Raw genomic sequence first — 22,289 nt, 5'->3', positions numbered from 1 at the left:
GTTTGTGTCGGTTTTGAGGCATTGGTCCTGGCGTCAGGATGAGCCGGATAAAGCGCATGTGCCGCCCTTCAAGGCGTCTTGTCTTCTGCGCAGGCAGGGGTCTTCCCTTCAGCGCAGGCAGGGGTCTTCCCTTCAGCGCAGGCAGGGGTCTTCCATGGGCGGCTCACAGGGCCTCAGACGGCGGGCCAGGGCGTCGACGGCGATATTGAGCAGGGCGGTAATCACCAGCAGGGCGAAGGCCACGTCGAACATCAAGGTCTGGAAGGCGTCATCGATATTGTCGCCGAGGGTGGCGACCCCAAGCATGCCGAGCAGGGCGCTTTCGCGCAGGATCACCTCGGCGCGGTAATAGACCAGCGCCAGCATGCCCGGGTACAGCCGCGGCAACAGCTCGTAGGCCAGCCGTCCCGAGGCCGGGAGTCCCGGCATGCCGGGCTCGATGGCCTGGGCGTGGCGACATACAAGAAAGGCGATCAGGGCGCCGTTATGCAGCGCCAGGGCCAGCCAGGCCGGCAGCAGCGATGGCCCCAACAGCAACAGGAAGACGAAGGCCAGCATCAGCTCCGGGGTCGAGCGCAGAAAGATCAGCACACCCTGGCCGATTCCCTGGCTGACGCGATTGCCGAAGTGGCGCGAGGCCAGGGGCCACAGCACCAGGGCGAGCAGCAGGGCGCCGACGGTGCCGAGCAGCCCCAGCAGCAGGGTATTGGCCACCGCGCCGACGAGGTCGGGCAGTTCGGCCAGCCAGCGGAGCACACCGCCGATGTCGCCCTCAAGCAGGGCGCGGGGCCAGATGTCTACGCTGACGAAACGCCATAACAGGCCTGGGTCGATCTCGGGCCAGGGACCCAGCAACCACACGCTGGCCAGCCCCAGCGGCAGCAGCAGGCGCCGATGGGCCCACCAGGGCAGGGTGGCGATCAGCAGGTAAAAGGCCCACAGCAGGGCGCCGGCCTCGAAGTAGCGACCCTCGCGAAAGGCGCTCTCGAGCTGGTAGCCCAGCGTCGGCAGACCGACAAAACCCAGCAGCACGCTGCTTCTGAGCGCGCACTCGAAGCGGTAGCGGGTGTAGGCGGCCAGTTGGGCGAAGGCCTGGGGCAGCTCGGTATAGGCCAGCCGGGCAAGGCGCCCGGTACCCTCGGGCAGCGCCGCCTGGGGCGCCTGTGGTGTCTGCTCGAGGATCTCGGCGTAGACCTTGGCGAAGATGCCGGCGTAGGGGATCGCCAGGGCCGCCAGGGCGGTCAGCGCGGACAACCCGAACACCTGCAGGAACAGCAGCGCCCAGAACAGCTCATGTACCGCCCGCACCGCGGCACTGGCCGCGCGCACCAGGCGTGAGCGGGCGTAGACCAGCGCCAGGGGCAGCCCCAGCACCACGCCGGCCAAGGTGCCCCAGAAGGCCACCGCAATGGTCAGGCCGATGGCCTGCAGGGGCGTCTCGATGGCGCCGAAGTCAGGCAGCGCCAGGCCCATTGCCATGCGTCCGAGTTCGCCCCAGGGATCGCGGCTCAATACTTCGAGGTCGGCCAGCGGAATCGCCAGGACAGCCAGCACCACCAGCCACAGGCTGTGGCGTGCCAGGCGGGCACCGATACCGTCGCCGGCCAACAGGCCTGGGCGTGTCGCTTGCGCGGCGCTCACGGCCGTGCCTGCTCCTCGCCGGGCTGGTGCGAGGCGAGGCGAGCGCTGGCCTCGGCCGGCGAATCACTGTTGTCGTCGCGGGCAGGGCTGGGAGCAGCGGGAGAGGAGGCCGTGCGTGACGCACTGGGGTAGAGCGCGTCGAGATCATCGAGGCTTAGATCTTGGCTGCGCGCGTCGAGCACCACGCGACCGCCGGCCAGTCCCCAGACGCGATCGAAGTGGCTCAGCGCCAGCTCGCGCTGGTGCAGCGCCATCACCGTGGTAGCGTGCTGGGCATCGATTCGATCGAGCAGCGCCATGGCCTGGTGGGGGTCGACGCTGGCGACCGGCTCGTCACCGAGAAAGACCTGGCGGCGCTGATAGAGCGCACGGGCGATGGCGACCCGCTGGCGCTGGCCACCCGACAGCCGACCTACCGGGCGCCTGATGGCGCCTTCGAGCCCTAGTTCAGCGCACAGACTTGCGACATCTTCCCAGGCCTGGCGCAGCGGCCTGACCAGGTTCCACAGGTTGACCAGCGCCGAGTGGCGCTCCAGCCTGCCCATGTAGACGTTATGGTAGACCGATAGCTGAGGCACCAGGCCGTGGTACTGGGGACACCAGGCGGCGTGGCGGCCAAGACGGCGGCGCAGCTCCGCCAGCAGGGTGGACTTGCCGACGCCGCTTTCCCCGAGCAGGGCGACGCGTTCGCCGGGCGCAAGGCGAAGGTGGACGTCATACAGCACCGTATGGTCGGCGTGGCCCAGGTCGACCCCGCCGAGGATCAGTGTCGGGAAGTCACCGTGGCCGTTGTCCCGGCCGCCGGTGACCTGACGTTGGCCATCGTCCATCAGCGCAGCAGGCCGAGGCTCTCGGCGACCGTCTCGATGGGGGCGTACATGCTGTTGTCGGCGGGAATGAAGCCGGAACGCGGGAAGCTCTCCAGCAGTTCGGGATCTTCCATCTCGAGCAGTGCCTGGCGAACCCTGTCGGTAAAGCCTTCGCCGAAGGCCTCATCGGCGTCGCCGCGCAGGGTCCACTGGTAGTCCGGGTAGCTCGGGGTAGACCAGATCACGCTGACCTTGTCGGTGTCGACATCGCCATTTTCCAGCGCCGCGTCCCACACCTTGAAGTTGACCGCGCCCAGCTCGTAGGTGCCGGCCTCGACCAGGGCGATGGTGCGTGAGTGATCACCGGAGAAGCCGACCCGTGAGAACAGCTCTTCCGGCGCGGCGTCGAAGCGCTCGCGCAGGTAGTGCTCCGGCATCAGGCGACCGGAAGTGGAGGTCTTGGCGCCAAAGGTGAAGGTCTTGCCCTCGATCTCTTCGGGCAGCTGGTCGGCGGCCTCGAGTCCGGTGCTGGAGTGGGCGATGAAATAGCTCTCGAAGGCCGCATCCTCGACGCCCTGGGCCAGCGCCTGGGAACCGGGCACCAGACGACGGGCCTGGACACCGGACAGACCGCCGAACCAGGCCAGCTGAACCTGGTCGTTGCGGAAGGCGGTGACCGCCGCACCGTAGGACTTCACCGGCACGTACTCGACCTCGACCTCGAGCGTCTCGGACAGATAGTCGGCCACCCGCGAGAAGCGCTCCACCAGACGCGATTCGTCCTCGTCGGGGATGGCGGTGAAGCGGAAGGTCTCGGTCTGGTCGGCCAGCGTCGGCAGGCTGAACAGCCCCAGGCTCAAGACGGTCAGAACAGAGGTCAGGGATGGCAGTGATCGCATGAGGCTTCCTGGCAATGGTGTGGATGGCGGCGTGCGGACAGGGACGCAAGACAGGCCGCTATTGTTGTGCCAATACGCTAAGGAGGCAAGCCGTGGAGCGGGCCTGTCGTTGTTGTCACTCGTCGACGCTGTACCTTGTGCTGCGCAGGCTGTCCTTGATCTTCTTGAGGTGGTGCAGGAAGTCCTCGCCGCGACGCAGGGTGACGCCGGTGGCCAGCACGTCGATCAGCGCAAGCTGTACCATGCGTGAGGTCATCGGCATGTAGTGGTCGGTGTCTTCGGGCGCGCTGACCGCAAGGGTTTCGGTGCACTGGCGCGACAAAGGTGAGTCCGGCGCGGTGATACCGAGCACCACGGCACCGTTTTCACGGGCCAGGGCGGCGATGTCGACCAGTTCCCGGGTGCGCCCGGTATAGGACAGTACCACCACCACGTCTCCGGTGTGGCAGGCCGAGGCGACCATGCGTTGCATCAGTACGTCGATGTAGGCGCTGACCGGCAGGTTGAAGCGAAAGAACTTGTGCTGGGCGTCCTGGGCCACCGCGCCGGAGGCACCGAGTCCGAAGAAGTGGATCTGCTTGGCCTGGATCAGGTAGTCGACCATGCGCTCGATGCGCTCGGGAGCGACCTCCCGACTGGCGAGGTCCAGCGCCGCGATGGTGGCGCCGAAGATTTTGCCGCTGTAGGCCTCGGCACCGTCATCGGGTTCCACCGCCTGGCTCACATAGGGGGTGCCGCCGGCCAGGCTCTGGGCCAGCTGGATCTTGAAGTCGGGATAGCCCTTGGCCTCGAAATTTCGGCAGAAGCGATTGACGGTGGGTTCGCTGACCGAGGCAGCTTGAGCCAAACTGGCGATACTCATGCCGGTTGCGGCGGCGGGGTCGGCCAGAATGACGTCGGCGACCTTGCGCTCGGAGCGGTTGAGCTCGTCGAGGCGGGTGCGAATGCGTTCGATAAGGTCGTGGCGAACCATGGTCGAGGTCGGCTCCGTGACGAAAGGCGCGGGCAACTGCGCGGTGGTGCGCGGGCAGCGGCGCATTTATTGGGGTACCCGAGACAATTCTCTCTGGGGATGTGGTGATTTAACTACGTATTGGCGGCTATCCTAGCGCTCCACCGATCTACATCCAACGTATAAGCGCGCCAGCGGGATATTTTGTGTAAGTTTACAAAATATTTTTCAATCTGGCCGTCGAAAGTTGACCATTTTTTTGTAAACTTAGATACCCTGACGGTAAGCAGGACACATCTCGCTCGATAGCCTTCTGCGATATCCAGGGGTCTACCACCAAACGAGGACGGTTATGACACGACACACCCGATCCGGTGACGCCGAGCGTACCGACATCGATCTGGCGTTGTTCGGCGCCCTGGGCGACCTGTCTCGCCGCAAGCTGTTCCCGGCGCTCTACCAGCTGGACCGCGAGGGACTCTTGCATGACGACACCCGGCTGCTGGGCCTGGCGCGTCAGGACATCGACCAGGAGGCCTTCCGCGAGCGCATCCATGGCGCCTTGAAGGAATACGTCAAGTCGAGCGAGCTCGATGACAAGGTGGTCGCCCGTTTCCTCGATCGCCTGTCCTTCCTGTCGGTGGACTTCACCACGGTGGAAGGCTATGGCGCCATCGCCGAGTGGCGTGAGCAGGGCGGTCAGCAGCGCCCGTTGGTGGTCTATCTGGCGGTGGGGGCGAGCCTGTATGGCGATATCTGCCGCCACCTCGAGGCCAGTGGCAGCCTGGACGAGCAAAGCCGCGTGGTGGTGGAGAAGCCGATCGGCTACGACCTGGAGTCGTCGCGGGAGGTCAACGATGCGGTGGGGGCGGTGTTCCCCGAGTCACGGGTCTATCGTATCGACCACTACCTGGGCAAGGAGACGGTGCAGAACCTGATCGCGCTGCGCTTTGCCAATCCGCTGTTCGGAACCCAGTGGAACCAGAACCATATTTCCCACGTGGAGATCACGGTGGCCGAGAAGGTCGGCATCGAGGGCCGCTGGGGCTACTTCGACGAGGCTGGCCAGCTCAGGGACATGGTCCAGAACCACCTGCTGCAGCTGGTCTGCCTGATCGCCATGGACCCGCCGGCCAACCTCGACGCCGACGCCATCCGCGACGAGAAGGTCAAGGTGCTCAAGGCGCTCAAGCCATTCACCGACGACATGATCGGACGTGACGTGGTGCGCGGACAGTACACCGCCGGCACCAGCGACGGCACCAGCGTGCCCGGCTATCTCGAGGAAGAAGGCGCCAATACCCGCAGCCATACCGAGACCTTCGTGGCGATGAAGACCGAGGTGTCCAACTGGCGCTGGGCCGGCGTGCCCTTCTACCTGCGTACCGGCAAGCGCATGCCCGAGAAGCTGTCACAGATCGTGATCCACTTCCGTCAGCAGCCGCACTATATCTTCGACCCGGATCAGCGGGCGCTGGCCGCCAACAAGCTGATCATCCGGCTGCAGCCGGAGGAAGGTATCCGCCTCGAGGTGCTGACCAAGGACAGTGGTCTCGACAAGGGCATGCGCCTGCGCCGTGGCCCGCTGCACCTGGACTTCAACAGCGCCTTCCCCAAGGCACGTATCCCCGACGCCTACGAGCGTCTGCTGCTCGAAGTCATGAAGGGCCAGCAGTACCTGTTCGTTCGGCGTGACGAGGTCGAGCATGCCTGGCACTGGTGCGACGAGCTGATCGCTACCTGGCAGGATCGTGACGAGCCGCCGCGCCGCTATCCGGCAGGCTCCTGGGGACCGGTGGCCTCCATCGCCATGATCACCCAGGACGGACGCAGCTGGTACGAGGACTACTGACATGAGCAGCGAGCAACTTTCTCCGTCCCCCCGAGAGCAACTGGCGCACCAGCTGGCGCAGACCGTGGCCACGGCGCTGCGCGAGGATCTGTCGTCCCAGGATCGCGCCCTGCTGATCGTGTCCGGCGGCTCCACCCCAGTGCCGTTCTTCGAGGCACTGTCCCGGGAAACACTGCCCTGGGATCGGGTCGACGTGACCCTGGCCGACGAGCGCTGGGTCGCTGCCGAGGCCGACGATTCCAACGCCCGGCTGGTCAGGAAGCACCTGCTGATCAACCGGGCCGAGGCGGCCACCTTTATCCCGCTCACCACCGAACACGATACCCCCGAGGAAGGCACCGACGAGGTCGCCCAGCGACTGACGGGCCTGTCCTGGCCGGCATCGGTAGTCATCCTGGGGATGGGCGGCGATGGCCATACCGCCTCACTATTTCCTGACAGTCGCGAACTGGACCTGGCACTGAGCACCGATGCCCATGTGGTGGCGGTGCGCACACCGAGCCAGCCCCAGGCGCGCATTACCCTGAGCGCCGAGCGCCTGCACCATGCCCGCCGCCATTACCTGCACCTGACCGGTGACGACAAGCGCGCCGTGCTGGGAAGCGCCATGGCCGGTGACAACGTACGTGAACTGCCCATTCGTGCCTTTCTTAGCTGCCCGCTGGCCGTCTACTGGGCGCCCTGATTTCCTGGAGCCACGCTCATGACCATTGAAAAACAGCTTCCGTCTACCCGCACCACCGAGCTCGACAGCATCTGCCTGAAGGCCGAGGTGATCCCGGTGATCGTCATCGATCGCATCGAGGACGCCGTGCCCATGGGCCGCGCCCTGGTCGAAGGTGGTCTCAGCGTGCTCGAGGTGACCCTGCGCACCGACTGCGCGATCGAGGCCATCGCCCGGCTGAAGAAGGAGCTGCCCCAGGCCAGCATCGCCGCCGGTACCGTGCTGACACCTGCCCAGTATCGTCAGGTCGAGCAGGCCGGTGCCGACTTCGTGGTGACCCCGGGCGCCACCGAGGCGCTTTACCGTTACGGCGTCGAGAGCCCGGTACCGATGTTGCCGGGGGTGGCCACCATCTCCGAGCTGATGACCGGCTGGCAGTACGGCTATCGTCGCTTCAAGTTCTTCCCGGCCGAAGCCAGCGGTGGCGTCAAGGCGCTCAAGGCCTTCGCCGGCCCCATTGGCGAGGCTCGCTTCTGCCCCACCGGCGGCATCAACCTGGGCAACGCCTCCGAGTACCTGGCGCTGCCTAACGTCATGTGCGTGGGCGGCTCCTGGCTGACCCCGAAGTCGCTGGTCGACGCCGGTGACTGGGACGCCATCCGCGCCCTGGCCAAGGAAGCCGCGGACCGTTTCCATCACTGAAGCCATCACCGAATGCTCGATGACGAAGCGGCGCTGGCCGCTTCGTCATGATTCCTGAGCTCTCTGCACCGGAAGGGCGTCATGCCTATCCATGTGCTCTCTCGACAGCTGGTGCTGTCCTTGATCCGGCCTCTGGCCGGATTTTTTTTATCCGCCGCCATGGGATGATGGTTGCCTGAGCGAGCGGAGAAAACCTATGAAACTGTTGATACTGGGCGCGACGGGGTTGGTGGGTAGCGAGGTGCTGCGCCAGGCATTGGCCCATCCCGACGTCACCGAGGTGCGGGCGCCGGTACGCCGACCGCTGACGCTGGAGCACCCAAGGCTAGCCGCCCGGGTCGTCGATTTCGCCGATCTGGAGTCACTGCGACCGGACAAGACTGGACGAGGTGATGCACAGGCGCTGGCGGGGAATGACGAGTGGTGGAAGGCGGATGGCGTGATCTGCGCACTGGGCACCACCCTCAAGGCCGCCGGCTCGCGAGAGGCCTTTCGACGTGTGGATCTCGAGTTGCCGCTGTGGTTTGCCCGCCACGCCAGAGCCGCCGGTGCCGAGCGTTTTGCCTTGAACTCGGCACTGGGCGCCGATCGCGGCTCGCGCTTCTTCTATTCCCGGGTCAAGGGCGAACTGGAAGCCGCAATGATCAAACTCGACTACCCGAGCCTGACTCTGGTCAGGCCGGGCCTGATCGACGGCGAGCGCGCCGAGGTGCGCCACGCCGAGCGCCTGGGGCTCGCGCTTTCTCGCGGTCTGCGTCCGCTGCTGCCGCGCCAGTGGCGACCGAGTCCGGTGGCCCGCATCGCCGAGGCGCTGGTGCAGGGCGCCATCAGCGCGCCAGCCGGAAGGCATCTGGTGCAGGCCAGAGACCTGGCCTGACGCAAGCCGTCAACGCAATGATGGAACAAGCCGTCAATGAACCTACGATTGCTTTACCGCGTGCTTGGACTACCAGGACTGCGCTTTCTGCTTCTGGTCGTGGGGTACAGCGTCGGTCATGAGATCGCCGATTACCTGGGCAGGGAGTATCGGGGTGGTGTGTCCTGGGGGATGACCCTGGGCTACCACTCGTGGGGGGTTGGGTTGCTGTCGCTGGTCGAAGGAGTCGTGGTGTACCGCTGGTCGCGGCGCTGGGTCAGGCTCGAGTGGTTGGCGGCAACGATCACCGCGGCCATCGTGCTGACCTTCACGGGGATCCTGACTGGACACTCGGGCGCATGGGCGCACCCTTATCGTCTGGCCTGGTTCCAGGGCGGCGCGGTGGCTGCCATCTTTCTGCCGCTGATCGTCCACAGGCTGGTCAATCGCTGGCGCCATGCCAGGGCGGGGAGGCGATAAGCCCTGGCATGGCGGCGGGGGACTTTCGGGTCACCCGAGGTTGTCGTGATGTCAGCTGTCGATCACGTCTTCGCGGCGCGGCAGGGCCGCGTAGGCGCCGGGGCGCGTCACCGCGTGGGCGCCGCAGCGACAGGCCAGGGTCAGGGCGCGTTCGACGAAGGCCTCGTCGTGCTGCCAGTTGGGGCGCTGCCAGTCGTGGTCGGCCAGAGCCGCCAGCAGACCGCCGATAAAGGCATCGCCACCGGCGGTGGTATCGACCGCCTTGACCGGCGGCGGTGTCATGCGCTTGACGCCTTGGGTGGTGTGGGCGGCGACCGCACCGGGACCATCGGTGATCACGATCAGGCGAGCACCGGCGGCCAGGCGTTCGGCCAGCCAGTCGTCACGCGGGTGGTCACCCCGCAGGGCGTCGAGTTCATCGGTGGACAGCTTGATCAGGTCGGCCTGGTCGAGCAGGCGGGTGACCAGGCCGACGTCGATGCTGTGCTCGGGCCAGAGGTTGTGACGCAGGTTGGCATCGACGCTGACCAGACAGCCTGCCCGGGAGGCCATCTCGGTGATCGCCAGGGAGGTGGCGGCGATGGCATCGTCCGTAAGGCTGTTGCTGCACAGGTGGACGATGGCGGGCTCGCTGAACACTCCATGGGGCAGATGCTCGGTGCGATACAACAGGTCGGCGGCGGGAGGACGATAGAAGTCGAAGGTGCGCTCGCCGTCTGCGTCGCGGGAGACGAAGGCCAGGGCGGTGCGGGCCTCGCGGGTGCGTGATACGCCGGAGACGTCGACGCCGTGGTGCTCGAGCTCACGGGCCAGGAAGTCGCCGAAGTGGTCGTCGCCCAGCATGCCGAGAAAGCGACTGGTCAGTCCCAGTCGCGCACAGGCCACGGCCACGTTGGCCGGCGCGCCACCGGCGTAGGGGGTGAAGGTCTCTGGTCCCTCGGCGTCATCACCGAGACGACTGGAGAGCATGTCGACCAGGGCTTCACCAAAGGCGATCACGGGGGTCATGGCGGGATTCCTCGTCGATCAGTGGTTGTCGGCCAGCGACAGGGTGGTGCCGAGCATATGCTGGGCGCCGGGTACCAGCCACACCGGGTCGAGGCGGGTGTTGGCGGACTCGACGCACAGAAAACGGCGGGCGGCGTCCAGCGGAGTGTCCGGGTTGGGTGTCTCGCCGGGATTCCACACCACCACCGAGTCGCTGTTCTGGCGAGCGACTCGCAGGCGGCGCTGGCCGTCGTCGAGCACCACCTCGGCGTTGGAATGATAGATACGATCGACGCCTTCACGGACCCCGAGCTCACCCACCTGCTCGCTCTCGGCGAAGCCCTTGAGCTTGTCCAGGTAGCGGGCCCCGACGAGGCCTTCGACGCGGCAGGCGAAGACCTGATCCACTGCCAGATAGCTGTGCAGGGCGGCGGTCATCTTCACCGGCGTCTCGCCCAGGTGCTCGGTGATCAGCTCCACGTGCAGACGCTGGGCGTTGGCCTGGACCACCGCACGGGGATGCAACTGGCTGTGCAGGCGCTGTGGCAGTGACAGGTGCACCTCGACGCCGTCTTCGTGCTCGTCCACCGCGTCCAGTTGCCAGTCGGCCTTGCGCGCCGGGCCGTGCATCGGGCCGGAGCGGTCGGGGGACTCGTCGGCGGTGTTCTCGTCGGCGAACCACGGCCAGCACAGGGGGATGCCGCCACGAATCGCACCCGGCACGTCCTGGGGCGTTGGGGTCACCCACAGCCAGCCAGCGGGCACCAGCGGATCATCCGCACCGCTATCGACGGTGGCTTTGGCGGGTGAAGCGCCTGCGGCTTGCGTGGGGTCGGGCGCGGGAGAAGCGCCTGCGGCTCGCGTGGGGTCGGACGCGGGAGATGCGCCTGCGGCTCGCGCGGCGTCGGGCGCGGGTAGAAAGTGAAGCACCTGGGCGCCCTGCAACGAGATCGCCAGCTGGCCCCAGCTCTCGTTGGCCACCCAGATGTCGCGGCCGGCCCAGTGGATGTGCCCCTGGCCCTCTACCTCGTCGATACGTGTCTTGAGCGTTGCCGGAATCATTCGACCTCCTCGTTGTGGAGCGCCTCGGCGGCGCCCAGCAGCCCCGTCCACGGGGCCGTGACCACCTGGATGGAGATGGCTTCGTTGTAAGGGCGCATCCTTCCCTTGTTGCAGAAGGCGCTGAGAAACCCACTGTGAGGCAGCCAGTCGATCAGCCGTGGCACGATGCCACCACACAGGTAGACGCCGCCTCTCGCACCCAGGGTCAGCGCAGCGTCGCCCGCCACGTCGCCGAGGATCTTGAGAAAGCGCAGAATGGTATCACGCCCCAGAGGGTCGCCGCGGTTGGCGGCCTCGGTGACCTGAGCCGGCGTGGTGGCGCTGGCCTCCAGACCATCGATCTCGGCCAGTACTCGGTAAAGGTCGAGCAGGCCCTGGCCGCACAGGATGCGTTCCACACTGACCCGGCCATAGCGACGGTGGAGGCGTCGATAGATCTCGAGCTCCTGTTCGTCGGTGGGCGCGAAGCTGGCATGGCCACCCTCGTTGGGCAGTGGCACCCAGGCGCGCCGTGCCGGGAAGAGGCCAGCCATGCCGAGGCCAGTGCCCGGTCCGATGACCAGTCGAGCGGCGTGCCCTTCGGCCTCGCCGGTCTGGATGCTGACCAGATCATGCGAATCGACGTGGGGGACGCCGAGCGCCTGAGCCATGAAGTCGTTGATGACCTTGAAGTCATCCAGGGCAAGGTCACGCTTGACCTCGCCCTTCAGGAAGCTCCAGTGATTGTTGGACATGCTGACCCGTTCGGCGTGCACCGGACAGGCGAACGCCAGGCACGCCTCCCGCGGGGCCTTCTCGCCGCTGGCGCCCACCCGCTCGAGGTAGTCACGGGCAGCTTCCACCACGCCGGGATAGTCGGCACAGGGCAGGGTCAGGATGTCGTGGGGGGCAGTCTTGCCCGGCGACACCAGCGCGAAGCGTGCGTTGGTGCCGCCGATGTCCCCGATCAGCGCTTGGCGTGTCATGGGCGAACTCAGGCGTCCTCGTCGTGGATCTGTCCCTGCTGGCGCTCGAGGTCGTCGGCCTCGAAGCCACCGAAGACGCCGGCGCCTTCCTCGGCGCCCATGGCCAGGTGACGGTAGCCGCCGAACAGCTCGCGACCCAGACCCACATGGTAGTGGTCCAGTTCGGCCACGCGCTTGGGACGATCCCGCCATTCGGCGTCGCTGAGCACGACAGACAGCTCGCCCTTGTCGGCGTCCAGGCGCACCACATCGCCATCACGCAGCCTGGCCAGCGGGCCACCGTCCAGCGCCTCCGGGGTCATGTGGATGGCCGCAGGTACCTTGCCCGAGGCACCGGACATGCGCCCGTCGGTGACCAGGGCAACCTTGTAGCCGCGATCCTGCAGGACGCCCAGGTAGGGGGTCAGCTTGTGCAGTTCGGGCATGCCATTGGCCTTGGGGCCCTGGAAGCGCACCACCACGATGACGTCACGGTCGAGATCGCCGGCGTCGAAGGCGGCCTTGAGGTCGTTCTGTTCCTCGAAGATCTTGATCGGCGCCTCGACGACCCGGTGCTGAGCCTCTACCGCCGACACCTTGATGACGCCACGGCCGAGATTACCCTCGAGCACGTTGAGGCCACCGGTGGCGGCAAAGGCGTTGGATACCGGGCGCAGCACGTCCGGGTCGAGGCTCTCCAGGGGGCCTTCGCGCCACACCAGCTTGCCATCCTCGAGGAAGGGCTCCTGGGTGTAGGCGGTCAGGTCGGTGCCGAATATCGTCGGGATGTCGCCGTGGATCAGGCCCGCACCGAGCAGCTCCCGGATCAGCAGGCTCATGCCGCCGGCGGCCTGGAAGTGGTTGATATCGGCCTGGCCGTTGGGATAGACCCGGGTCAGGCTGGGCACCGCGGAGGACAGCTCCGAGAAGTCATCCCAGTTGATGGTGATACCCGCCGCCGCGGCCATGGCCACCAGGTGCATGGTGTGGTTGGTGGAGCCGCCGGAGGCCAGCAGGCCGACCATGGCGTTGACGATGGCACGCTCGTCGATCTGGCGATAGAACGGACGGTAGTCGCCGCCGGGCTCGGTATTGCGGATCGTCTGTTCGGTGGCGAAGCGAGTCAGCGCTTCGCGCATGTCGGTACCGGGGTTGACGAAGGAAGCGCCCGGCAGGTGCAGCCCCATGAACTCCATCATCAGCTGGTTGGAGTTGGCGGTGCCGTAGAAGGTGCAGGTACCGGGGCTGTGGTAGCTCTCGGACTCGGCTTCCAGCAGCTCGTCACGGCCGACCTTGCCCTCGGCGAACAGCTGACGGACGCGGGCCTTTTCCTTGTTGGGCAGGCCGCTGGGCATGGGCCCGGCCGGGATGAAGGTAGTCGGCAGGTGGCCGAAGCGCGCCGCGCCGATGAACAAGCCCGGCACGATCTTGTCGCACACGCCAAGATAGAGGGCGGCGTCGAACATGTTGTGCGACAGGCCCACGGCGGTGGCCATGGCGATGACGTCGCGGGAGAACAGCGACAGCTCCATGCCCGGCTGGCCCTGGGTGACGCCGTCGCACATGGCCGGCACACCGCCGGCGAACTGGGCGGTAGAGCCCATCTGACGGGCGCTTTCGCGAATCACCTCGGGAAAGGTCTCGAACGGCTGGTGCGCCGACAGCATGTCGTTGTACGACGAGATGATGCCAAGGTTGGCGCTATTCATCAGCTTGAGCTGATTCTTGTCCTCGCTACCGCACGCGGCAAAGCCGTGGGCGAGGTTGCCGCAGGACAGTTCGGAGCGATGGACGCCGCGACGATGCTGGGCCTCCATGCGCTCTTCGTAGAGGGCGCGCCTTTGCCGGGAGCGCTCACGGATGCGCTCGGTGACGCGGGCGACGGTGGGATCGAGCGAAGAAGCTTGCTGGCTAGCCATGGTCAACCTCAGACGTGTTGATGCGGGTCAGGTACGTAACTTTACCAAATAAAAAGCCAATTTCCTCCCCCTTGACCGAGTGCTTTGGTCGAATATGTAGTTTTTTTACAGGGAGTGGCCGGTGGTCGCCGCCTTCGACGATCTCGGCGACGAGCACCTCCAAAGTCTGGCACTCTGTGGCTGAATCGCAAAGCGCAAGGAGTGGGTTGTGACGCCATCATCCCCGCAGCAAGAACAGGGCGGCCACGCCGAAGAAGGTCTTTCGGTCAAGTGCCTGGAGACCGTCGCCGAGGTGCCGGCCGAGCACTGGAACGCCCTGGTGGACCCGGACCACCCCTTTGCCCGTCACGAATTTCTCGATGCGCTGGAGGCCACCGGTGCGGTGGGGGAGGGCACCGGTTGGCAGCCTCGACATCTGACGCTGTGGCGAGGGGCGCGACTGGTAGGCCTGCTGCCGTACTACCTCAAGGAACACTCCTGGGGCGAGTACGTGTTCGACTGGAGCTGGGCGGATGCCTGGGAGCGTGCCGGGGGACGCTACTACCCCAAGGCGGTGAGCGCGATCCCCTTCACCCCGGCGCCAGGCCCGCGCCTGGCACTGGCAGAAGGTGAAGACGAGCAGACCGTCATGGCCATGCTGGCGAGCCAGTGGCAAGACGACCCCGGGCTATCGGGCTGGCATCTGCTGTTTGCCGAGGACTCGGAGGTGGCCGCCTGGCGACAGGCCTGTCCGGGCCTGATCGCCCGAAGCGGCGTGCAGTTTCAATGGCGAGACGAGGGCTTTGGCGACTTCGAGGGATTCCTGGCGGCGATGACATCGAAACGGCGCAAGGAAGTAAGACGCGAGCGTCGCCGTGTCGCCGACCAGGGCATCGAACTGCGGCGCCTCGAGGGCAGCGAGATCGACGAAGCGGCGATCCGCCACTTCTTTCGCTGCTATCGCATCACCTATTTCGAAAGAGGTACGACAGGATATCTAAGCGAGGTATTTTTTCAGCGGCTTCGCCGTCATATGCCGGAAAACCTTGTGCTTGTTCAAGCTTTTGTTGAAGGCCGCCCGGTGGCCGCCGCGCTCTGCCTTCAGGGAACTCGAACCCTCTACGGTCGCTACTGGGGCAGCGAGGTGCTGGCCGACTGTTTGCACTTCGAGGCCTGTTACTACCAGGGTATCGAGCACTGCCTTGCGCGAGGCCTCGACTGCTTTGACCCCGGAACCCAGGGTGAGCACAAGGTGTCCCGGGGCTTCGTCCCCCGCCGGCTGACGTCCTTGCATCATGTCAATGATCCCCGCCTCAACGATGCGGTAGCGCGATTTTGTCAAGAGGAAGCCCGACAGCTCGAACTGTATGTGGCGGCGGCCCACCGTGGACTACCGTTTCGAGGTAGAGCGTAATACGGTGCTATGATTCAACCGATACTCATGTGAGATAACGATTACATTACGCAGGCGCAGATGGATCGAGGGCGGTCGGGTTCGTAGTCGCGCTGGCGCGACAGTCCGATCGTTGCTGGTGTCTGCGGGCGGTTGGGTTCAGGGGACAGGCGATGGACGTCAAGCAACGTTGCAGTTGGTGGATCGGCGACCCCGGTGGTCGTGCCGGCCACCTGCTGGAGGGATTGCAGTCGAGTGGCTGGCAGATGCATCCGCTGGTGTCGCCGCTGTCGGATTGCCGCTTGCAGCCTGATGACCCTTGCCGGGTCGGCATCATGGTACTGGAGGACCTGTCCTGTCAGGACCTGCGCCATCTGGAACCGCTGATCCTGAAAAGCGAAAGGCCCTGGATCGCGGTCGGCACCTCGGATCAGTGTGACGATCCCGAGATGCGTCGCATCATGGCCCACCTGAGCCACTCCCTGGTGTCGCCCCAGGTGGATCTGCTACGCCTGTCGATCCTGATGGAGCACGCTGCGGAACTGTCGATGCTGCAGCAGCGCGACCGTGAAGAACAGCGCATGTCGGCCGCCGCCGAAGACAGCGAGTACGAGTTCGTCGGTACGACGCCGGTGATGTGGAACCTGTTCAAGACCATCCGCAAGGTGGCGGTGGTCGATGCCCCGGTGTTCATCAGCGGTGAGTCCGGTACCGGCAAGGAGCTGACGGCTCAGGCCATCCACGAGCGCTCCACGCGTTCGCGCCAGCCCTTTCACGCCATCAATTGCGGCGCCCTGCCCGAGCATTTGATTCAGTCAGAGCTGTTCGGCCACGAGAAGGGCGCTTTCACCGGTGCCTCGCAACGCAAGATCGGTCGTATCGAGGCGGCCGACGGTGGCACCCTGTTCCTCGACGAGATCGGCGACCTGCCGCTGGAGCTTCAGGTCAACCTGCTGCGCTTTCTGGAGATGCGCTGTATCCAGCGCGTCGGTGGGCTCGAGGATATTCCGGTGGACGTGCGTATCGTCGCCGCGACCCACGTCAATCTCGAACTGGCGGTGAAGGAGGGGCGCTTTCGGGAGGATCTCTATCACCGGCTCAATGTGCTCCAGGTGCAGGTACCTGCCTTGCGCGAGCACTCGGAAGATATCGAGATCCTGGCGCGTTTCTTCTTCGAGCGCTTCTCCTGCGAGAAGGCCTCCTGTCTGAAAGGCTTTTCCCGAGAGGCGCTGTCGGTGATGCAGCGCTACCATTGGCCCGGCAACGTCCGCGAGCTGATCAACCGGGTTCGCCGGGCCATGGTGATGTGCGAAAACCGTCTGATCCAGCCCGAGGACCTCGGCATCGAACGGCGTGGCTTGAACCGCCACCAGATAACGCTTGAAGAGGTTCGCGAGGAAGCCGAGCGTGATGCGCTGCTCTCGGCACTGGGGCGCAACAAGTACCGGGTCAACGCCGCCGCCAAGGAACTTGGCGTCTCCCGGGTGACCATCTATCGGTTGCTCGACAAGCACGGTATTTCACGTACGCCTCCCCAGGAGGCCGCCTTTTCCTGACGGCCTGGTGTCATTGATTCTGTTCGAGCGATAGTGAAGAGGCGTTATCGGCAGGTCTCTCCTCGCAGCGCTCTCCTCCCTCTTTATGACATCTCGGCTATATGACCTCTCGGCTATATGACCTCTCGGCAAACCACTCTTGAATAGCCCCGCTGCAAGCGGGGCTTTTTGCATCCGGGTTCCCGCGCTCTGGTAACCGTGTGCTTCTATCGCTCTGCTATCTGCGCTCTGCTATCACCCTGGCATCTGCGTCCTTCTATCACCCTGGTATCTGCGTCTTTCTATCACCCAGGTATCTGCGTCTTTCTATCACCCAGGTATCTGCGCTCTGACATCAGAAGTCGGTTAGCGACGTTGAGAGATCGCGGCAAGATGTCGACGCTATGCGGACGAAGCTGATGCTTCGTGCTCCCGAAAAATGGGCCTGGCGCAAAAGTGTTGCTTTGTTGAAACATTGGCCAGAAGGACAGTGTTGAAGTGGTGAATGTCTAAAAAACACCTTTTATATCAGTATATTGCTTGTTGATGGGCCAGGTTTAACTGTGCTCAATCATGCGATTTCTGACATTTCTCCCCCATCCGTACAAGGTGCCGGCTTCCCTCGTAACGCGAATGTCGTCCTTGAACACACCCTGCCACATTTTTTTGCTGTTTCTTCTGAAACCCCCGCCTCGCGGGCCCTTCAGCACGATAGTGCCAGGCTGGCAGCGTCGCTTTGCCTGTTTGTCGCTATCGCTCAGTTCTGTGCTGTACCAGTAACGGTACTTTTTGGAAAACCACCGACAAAACAGATAGTTGACGATGTTTTGTGCTGTTTTTTCTCATCGGCTGAAGGTGCGTTGTTTCATCCGCTTAACACTCTTCATTTCGCACAAAAATAAAAATTCCTATAAATCAACAGATTATAAGTTGGCACGGCGATTGCTCTGTTCTTTGTGCAGGAGAAACACTGCAACGGGAACAGGACCCGAGGAGACGCCGACATGAACCAGACGATCGCAAACAGCCGGACCCTAGTCCTTGGCGCGTCCATCGCGATCGGTGTGGCGCTGGCCGCCACCGGATCCATGTCGGCCCGATCGGACACCGCGATGCTCGACGAGCAGCAGGTGTTCGGCGCTCCCGGGGAGCAGCACCTCGTCAATGACGGGGCGCTGGACACAATTCGAGGCCGCTTCGTGCCGGAGCAGGGAATCGACGCCGACGGCGTCATCCTCTGGGACGAACGGCCGGGACGAGGTGCCGGAGGCGGGGGCGACGACAGCAGCCATCGCGCAGCCAACGGGCTGAACAACCGTCAGAGCGCCAACGTCACTACGCAACGGGACTGGTGATCACCATGGGACACCTGAAGCACAAAGAAGGGCAAGGGGGAAGCGGGAACGCCGTGACGTGCCAGTGGCGTCTGGCCCTGGCTGCAGCGGTAGTAGCGGTGGGCCTGGTCGGTGTGGGGACCGACCAGAGCCTCGGCGCCGATCTTCGCCCCGGCGTCCAGCCCGGCGAGATAATCATGCTGCGAGAGGTCGAGACTGCGCCATTCGGCTACGTCAATCGCGAAAGCGGGCCGATTCGTGGCCGTGCCGACCTGATGCACAGCAGCAACATGGCACGCAGCGCCACCGGCAGCGTTCACACCCGCATGGGTGGAGTCTCCGCGATCATGCTCGATGACACCCGGGCGGCCAGTATCTCCGCCGGCGTAGGCCGCGGCATGAGTCAGATGCACCGGGCCCTGGGTACCGGCGCCAATCTCGGCACCGGACCCCTGGGCAGCAGCAATCGGGTAGCGACCTCGGTCGGTGGCGGATCGGCAGCCGGTGGCAGCGTGATCGGGGCGACCTCGGGTATCGCCAATACCGTGAGCGGCGCGCTGGCGCCCCTGACCGGCGGGAGGCGCTGATCATGCGGATCTTCAAGCCTTCATGCGTGCCGGTACGGCTGACTCGCAGCCTGGTGCTCACCGCCGCCTTCGGGCTGGTGATGGTGAGCCCGGACCCGGCCCAGGGCCAGGACCTCAGCGGCCTGCGCAGCAGCAGCGTGATCAGCGGACAGGCGCTTAGCGGTGTCAGTGGTGTCGCGGCGGCCAACCAGGCCGCGGGCAACCAGAATCTGCAGTCCAACAGCGGCGCCCTGGCCATCGGTGACGGCGCCACCATCAACAATCGTCTGGTGCAGCAGGTGCGCATCGACGAACGACTCGCCGGCATGGAGGTGGGCACCGCCATCAGGGAGGGCGCCTTTAGTGGAGCCTCCGGGTGGATGTCCGTCAACCAGGCGGCGGGGATAGGCAACCTTCAGAGCAACAGCTTCGGCATGGCTCTGGGGAGCACGGTCAGCGGCCTGAGCGACGACAGTCTGCAACAGGTGCTGGCACCAAGGCAGGGGCTGAATGGGTCGAGCAGCAATGGCTCCGACAGCGCCATCCGGAATCTCGAGATCGATGAGAGTACCTTCGGGGGCGCCAGAGGAGTGATTCAGGTCAACCAGTCAGCCGGCACGGGGAACGCCACTCGCAACAGCTTCAGCTATCGCTTCAACCAATAGAGCAAGCGTGGAAGACAACGAGTGACGTCAATAAAAGCAGTGAAAAGACAGTACGGTTCATTCAGGAGAACGATCATGAAAACTTTCGAAAAAGCACCGCTCGCTCTGGCCATCTCTGCACTTCTGGTCGCACCGGCGGCACTGGCGGACAACAGCTTTGACACCGATTCCTACATGGATTCCGACGTCAACAACCGCTACGACGTTCATATCAAGAACGATTCCCACACCTACAAGCGGCTGGGTGCGCTCGGTGGAGCCCTGGTTACAGATGACAACTACTCCGGCGCCACCGTGGACAGCAAGCAGTTCAGCGACAACAACTATGCCACGCAAGACCTGACCACCAATGACGCGACCCTGGGCGGCAATGCCCTGCAGGGTGCTGCCGGTAATATCGGTGCCAACGTGGCCGCCGGTGACAACAACCAGCAGGCCAACGACGCCGCGCTGTCATCTTCCGACGCGGCCACCGTGTTCGGCCAGGCGGCCTCCTTCTCCTTCCAGTCCACCTCCAACAACATGACTGGCATCACCGGCAGCCCGAACACTGCCCTGATGGGTGGCAACGCCCTGCGTAACGCCAGCGGCAACATCGGCGTCAACGTCGCGGCCGGTATCGGCAACGCCCAGCACAACAGCCTGGCGGCAGCCGTCAACACCGCCAGCGGCAGCGCCGACGCCACCACCGGCGGCGTCCAGGCCAGCTACAACAACAGCACCACCACCGCAGGACAGGTCGTGACCCTGGAAAGCGGCTCCGAGTTCAGCGCCGGCGTGGTACTGGGCGGTGGCTACATCGGTGGCGGTGTCGGTAGCTACGAGGGCAACTGGGAGCAGACCAACGACGTCTATCCGGAAATCTGGCAGGGCGGCGACAGCCACCCCGGCGGCGAGTCCCTGTGGGGCCATGCTGACTTCGACGACCAGGGCCCGGATGGCAACGACGGTCGTTTCGAGGGTGAAGAAGGCGGTTCTCTCGGCTTCGTCGAGGCTGGTCTGATTGGCCTGGCCGGCACCGCTTCCGGTTCCAGCAGCTCCTTCAATGAAGTGCTGGTCTACCAGGAAAATACTGCCACTCTGAGCGGCAATGCCCTGCGCGGCGCCACCGGCAACATCGGCGTCAACATCGCCTCCGGCACCGGCAACATGCAGCGCAACTCGCTGTCGATTGCTTCCAGCATGGGCGGCGCAGCCACCGGCGGTGGCGCGGGCGAAGCGCAGTAATCCGTTCGATCCAATCGGTACTTCCCCGGCCCATCTGGGTCGGGGATTTTTCCAACAAGACACGACCGCCAAAGCTCACCAAGAAGCTGGCCAATACGACACTCACCATCTGGATACGGGGGACAGGTCATGACACTGCCACGCTGGCCGCTGGCCGCGGCACTGGCCATCGGCCTCGCACTACCACTCGGCAACACCCAGGCTGCCACCATTCGCCTGGGAGGGATCGTGCCGGGGACGGTGATCAACAAGGACGTGCAGTCCATCCGTGAGCGTCGCTACGAGAATCTGGTCGAGCAGCGCACCGACTTTTCCTGTGGTGCCGCTTCGCTGGCCACCCTGCTCAAGTACGCCTACCAACGTCCCGACACCACCGAGCACGACGTGCTGGCGGGGATGCTGGAGGTAGCCGACCTGGAGCTGGTACAGCAGCAGGGCTTCTCCCTGCTGGATCTGAAGAACTATGTCGAGACCCTGGGCCTACGCGGGCGCGGCTATGAAGTCGACGCCGAGACCCTGGATGACGTCTCGATTCCGGTGATCGTCCTACTGGACCTCAACGGCTACAAACACTTCGTGGTCATGAAGAAGGCCAGCGCAGATCGCGTCTATATCGGTGATCCGGCGTTGGGCAACCGGGTGATGTCCCGGGACGAATTCATGGCCGCCTGGAACAATATCATCTTCGCGGTGGTGGGCGACGGCTTCGATCGCTATACCGCCTTGCTCGATCCGCGCCAGCCTTTGACGGCGCATCGAATGAAGGACGTGTTTTCGCCCGTCTCACGCGAGCAGATGATCGACTTCGGTTTCCGTCACGCTGAACTGTTCTGATAACGATAACGCTCTTTCGGCAAGGCTCAGCGGCGAGCAGGAAGGCGCCGTCGATCAGGGGGCAACACCATGATGGGACATGACAGGGGACCAGGGCTGAAATACTGGGCAATGCTGTTGGCATTGTCGTTGGCTCTGGGCGCACCGGCAGCGTTGGCTGCCACCACCGACTTTGACCGCTTCGAGGGTTTCAGCGAGGCGCGTCAGCTATCCGACAGTGAACTGGGACAACAGCGCGGGCGCTTCGCCGATAAGGGGCGCCTGATGTTTTTCGGGGTGCAGATGGTCAGCGAATGGCGCACCGCGGCGGGGGATCATCTATCTGCCGGGGCGCAGATGCTGGGTGATCTGAGTCGAGGCCAACCCACGGTGAGCTTCCAGCCCACCATTACCGTGGTGGAGAGCGCCGCGGGTCTGGCAAGTCTTGGCAACGGTGCAACGATAGTCGATCGGGGCACCGCCAACGCCTCCGGCGTGGTGCAGTCGATCCAGGCGGGGGGGGACTTCAACGTCGCCGCCAATGACCTGGTCATCGATGTCATGGACGCCTCGAGCTTCGGTGGAGTGAGCCCGGACACCAGCGGCAATCTGACCCGCTCCATCGCCGGCAGTACCATCGCGGTATCCGCCGTCGGCAACAACATGAGCGTATCCGTGGACATTCCGGGTATGGGCAGCATCAGTCAGGCCATTGTACCCGGCGGCGGGCTGAATCAGGCGATCCAGCTCTCCAGCAACATGCAGCAGGTGCGCAACCTGACCCGGCTGCAGCTGTATATGGGTAACCAGGCCGGGGTGGGAGACAGGGCGGTACCCGGCATGCTCAGCGGCATCAAGTCCGCGGCGGCACTGCGTTGACAGCTATGAAGGATTTGGCCGTCGTAAACGCACAATTTGACTACACTTTACCAGGAGTGTCGGGGGACCCTGCTGGAAGGGGAGCAGAAGGGCGCAGTAGACGCTCGACAAGAAGTACAAACGATTTCATT

The 22,289-nt window shown here is 64.6% G+C and carries 21 protein-coding genes; 13 read left to right on the top strand and 8 right to left on the bottom strand.

The annotated features are described in order from the left end of the window. Positions 1 to 132 precede the first annotated feature (132 nt). The 4 genes from KUW00_RS02550 to KUW00_RS02535 all read right to left on the bottom strand — a co-directional run bounded on the left by KUW00_RS02550 (position 133) and on the right by KUW00_RS02535 (position 4,322). On the bottom strand, positions 133 to 1,641 hold the full coding sequence (locus KUW00_RS02550) for an ABC transporter permease (RefSeq protein ID WP_222568169.1): 1,509 nt from the start codon (positions 1,639 to 1,641) through the stop codon (positions 133 to 135). Next, positions 1,638 to 2,471 (bottom strand): ATP-binding cassette domain-containing protein, encoded by an 834-nt coding sequence (locus KUW00_RS02545; RefSeq protein WP_222568168.1) that lies wholly within the window; start codon positions 2,469 to 2,471, stop codon positions 1,638 to 1,640. The genes KUW00_RS02550 and KUW00_RS02545 overlap by 4 nt, the downstream gene beginning before the upstream one ends. After that, complete coding sequence (locus tag KUW00_RS02540; protein WP_181248571.1) at positions 2,471 to 3,349, bottom strand: putative selenate ABC transporter substrate-binding protein; 879 nt, start codon at positions 3,347 to 3,349, stop codon at positions 2,471 to 2,473. Before KUW00_RS02540 ends, KUW00_RS02545 begins: the two co-directional genes overlap by 1 nt. 115 nt (positions 3,350 to 3,464) lie before the next feature. After that, positions 3,465 to 4,322, bottom strand: coding sequence for a MurR/RpiR family transcriptional regulator (locus KUW00_RS02535; RefSeq protein WP_045991062.1), 858 nt, complete (start codon positions 4,320 to 4,322; stop codon positions 3,465 to 3,467). A gap of 331 nt (positions 4,323 to 4,653) precedes the next feature. On the opposite strand from KUW00_RS02535, the gene zwf reads away from it, so the two are divergent. The 5 genes from zwf (at position 4,654) to KUW00_RS02510 (ending at position 8,855) form a co-directional block, all read left to right on the top strand. After that, positions 4,654 to 6,153, top strand: a complete 1,500-nt coding sequence (gene zwf, locus KUW00_RS02530) for a glucose-6-phosphate dehydrogenase (protein WP_222568167.1) — start codon at positions 4,654 to 4,656, stop codon at positions 6,151 to 6,153. Position 6,154: 1 nt separating this feature from the next. Further along, a complete protein-coding gene (pgl, locus tag KUW00_RS02525; protein ID WP_222568166.1) occupies positions 6,155 to 6,838 on the top strand; it encodes a 6-phosphogluconolactonase in 684 nt (227 codons plus the stop codon). 18 nt (positions 6,839 to 6,856) lie between these two features. Beyond that, positions 6,857 to 7,519 carry a bifunctional 4-hydroxy-2-oxoglutarate aldolase/2-dehydro-3-deoxy-phosphogluconate aldolase gene (locus KUW00_RS02520; RefSeq protein ID WP_045991018.1) on the top strand — a complete coding sequence of 221 codons (663 nt, stop codon included), beginning with the start codon at positions 6,857 to 6,859 and terminating at the stop codon, positions 7,517 to 7,519. Between the two features lie 196 nt (positions 7,520 to 7,715). Further along, positions 7,716 to 8,396, top strand: coding sequence for an NAD(P)H-binding protein (locus tag KUW00_RS02515; RefSeq protein ID WP_222568165.1), 681 nt, complete (start codon positions 7,716 to 7,718; stop codon positions 8,394 to 8,396). Positions 8,397 to 8,432: 36 nt separating this feature from the next. Continuing rightward, positions 8,433 to 8,855 carry a hypothetical protein gene (locus KUW00_RS02510; protein WP_222568164.1) on the top strand — a complete coding sequence of 141 codons (423 nt, stop codon included), beginning with the start codon at positions 8,433 to 8,435 and terminating at the stop codon, positions 8,853 to 8,855. 51 nt (positions 8,856 to 8,906) lie between these two features. On the opposite strand, the gene KUW00_RS02505 is transcribed toward KUW00_RS02510, so the two are convergent. From KUW00_RS02505 to edd, 4 genes are read right to left on the bottom strand one after another with little or no spacing between them, the layout of a single operon-like run. Then, positions 8,907 to 9,863 (bottom strand): carbohydrate kinase family protein, encoded by a 957-nt coding sequence (locus KUW00_RS02505; RefSeq protein ID WP_222568163.1) that lies wholly within the window; start codon positions 9,861 to 9,863, stop codon positions 8,907 to 8,909. A gap of 18 nt (positions 9,864 to 9,881) precedes the next feature. Further along, a complete protein-coding gene (locus KUW00_RS02500) occupies positions 9,882 to 10,904 on the bottom strand; it encodes a D-hexose-6-phosphate mutarotase (protein ID WP_222568162.1) in 1,023 nt (340 codons plus the stop codon). Then, positions 10,901 to 11,869 (bottom strand): glucokinase, encoded by a 969-nt coding sequence (gene glk, locus KUW00_RS02495; RefSeq protein WP_213227585.1) that lies wholly within the window; start codon positions 11,867 to 11,869, stop codon positions 10,901 to 10,903. Before glk ends, KUW00_RS02500 begins: the two co-directional genes overlap by 4 nt. Positions 11,870 to 11,877: 8 nt before the next feature. Continuing rightward, positions 11,878 to 13,767 carry a phosphogluconate dehydratase gene (edd, locus tag KUW00_RS02490; RefSeq protein ID WP_045991024.1) on the bottom strand — a complete coding sequence of 630 codons (1,890 nt, stop codon included), beginning with the start codon at positions 13,765 to 13,767 and terminating at the stop codon, positions 11,878 to 11,880. Between the two features lie 208 nt (positions 13,768 to 13,975). On the opposite strand from edd, the gene KUW00_RS02485 reads away from it, so the two are divergent. The 8 genes from KUW00_RS02485 (at position 13,976) to KUW00_RS02450 (ending at position 22,158) form a co-directional block, all read left to right on the top strand. Then, positions 13,976 to 15,160, top strand: a complete 1,185-nt coding sequence (locus KUW00_RS02485; protein WP_409996275.1) for a GNAT family N-acetyltransferase — start codon at positions 13,976 to 13,978, stop codon at positions 15,158 to 15,160. A gap of 152 nt (positions 15,161 to 15,312) precedes the next feature. Next, positions 15,313 to 16,695, top strand: a complete 1,383-nt coding sequence (locus tag KUW00_RS02480) for a sigma-54 interaction domain-containing protein (RefSeq protein ID WP_231498460.1) — start codon at positions 15,313 to 15,315, stop codon at positions 16,693 to 16,695. Between the two features lie 983 nt (positions 16,696 to 17,678). Further along, on the top strand, positions 17,679 to 18,029 hold the full coding sequence (locus tag KUW00_RS02475; protein WP_045991026.1) for a hypothetical protein: 351 nt from the start codon (positions 17,679 to 17,681) through the stop codon (positions 18,027 to 18,029). Between the two features lie 53 nt (positions 18,030 to 18,082). Next, a complete protein-coding gene (locus KUW00_RS02470; RefSeq protein WP_222568161.1) occupies positions 18,083 to 18,595 on the top strand; it encodes a hypothetical protein in 513 nt (170 codons plus the stop codon). Between the two features lie 2 nt (positions 18,596 to 18,597). Continuing rightward, a complete protein-coding gene (locus KUW00_RS02465) occupies positions 18,598 to 19,239 on the top strand; it encodes a hypothetical protein (protein WP_222568160.1) in 642 nt (213 codons plus the stop codon). A gap of 75 nt (positions 19,240 to 19,314) precedes the next feature. Then, positions 19,315 to 20,466 carry a hypothetical protein gene (locus KUW00_RS02460; RefSeq protein ID WP_124802686.1) on the top strand — a complete coding sequence of 384 codons (1,152 nt, stop codon included), beginning with the start codon at positions 19,315 to 19,317 and terminating at the stop codon, positions 20,464 to 20,466. A gap of 129 nt (positions 20,467 to 20,595) precedes the next feature. Then, complete coding sequence (locus tag KUW00_RS02455; RefSeq protein WP_108131380.1) at positions 20,596 to 21,300, top strand: C39 family peptidase; 705 nt, start codon at positions 20,596 to 20,598, stop codon at positions 21,298 to 21,300. 69 nt (positions 21,301 to 21,369) lie between these two features. Continuing rightward, a complete protein-coding gene (locus KUW00_RS02450; protein WP_124802684.1) occupies positions 21,370 to 22,158 on the top strand; it encodes a hypothetical protein in 789 nt (262 codons plus the stop codon). Positions 22,159 to 22,289: the final 131 nt, after the last annotated feature.

This window comes from Halomonas sp. DP5N14-9 (assembly GCF_019802175.1).
In the GTDB taxonomy this organism is placed as follows: Bacteria; Pseudomonadota; Gammaproteobacteria; order Pseudomonadales; family Halomonadaceae; genus Halomonas; species Halomonas litopenaei.
This window is presented reverse-complemented; position numbering and strand designations above follow the sequence as displayed.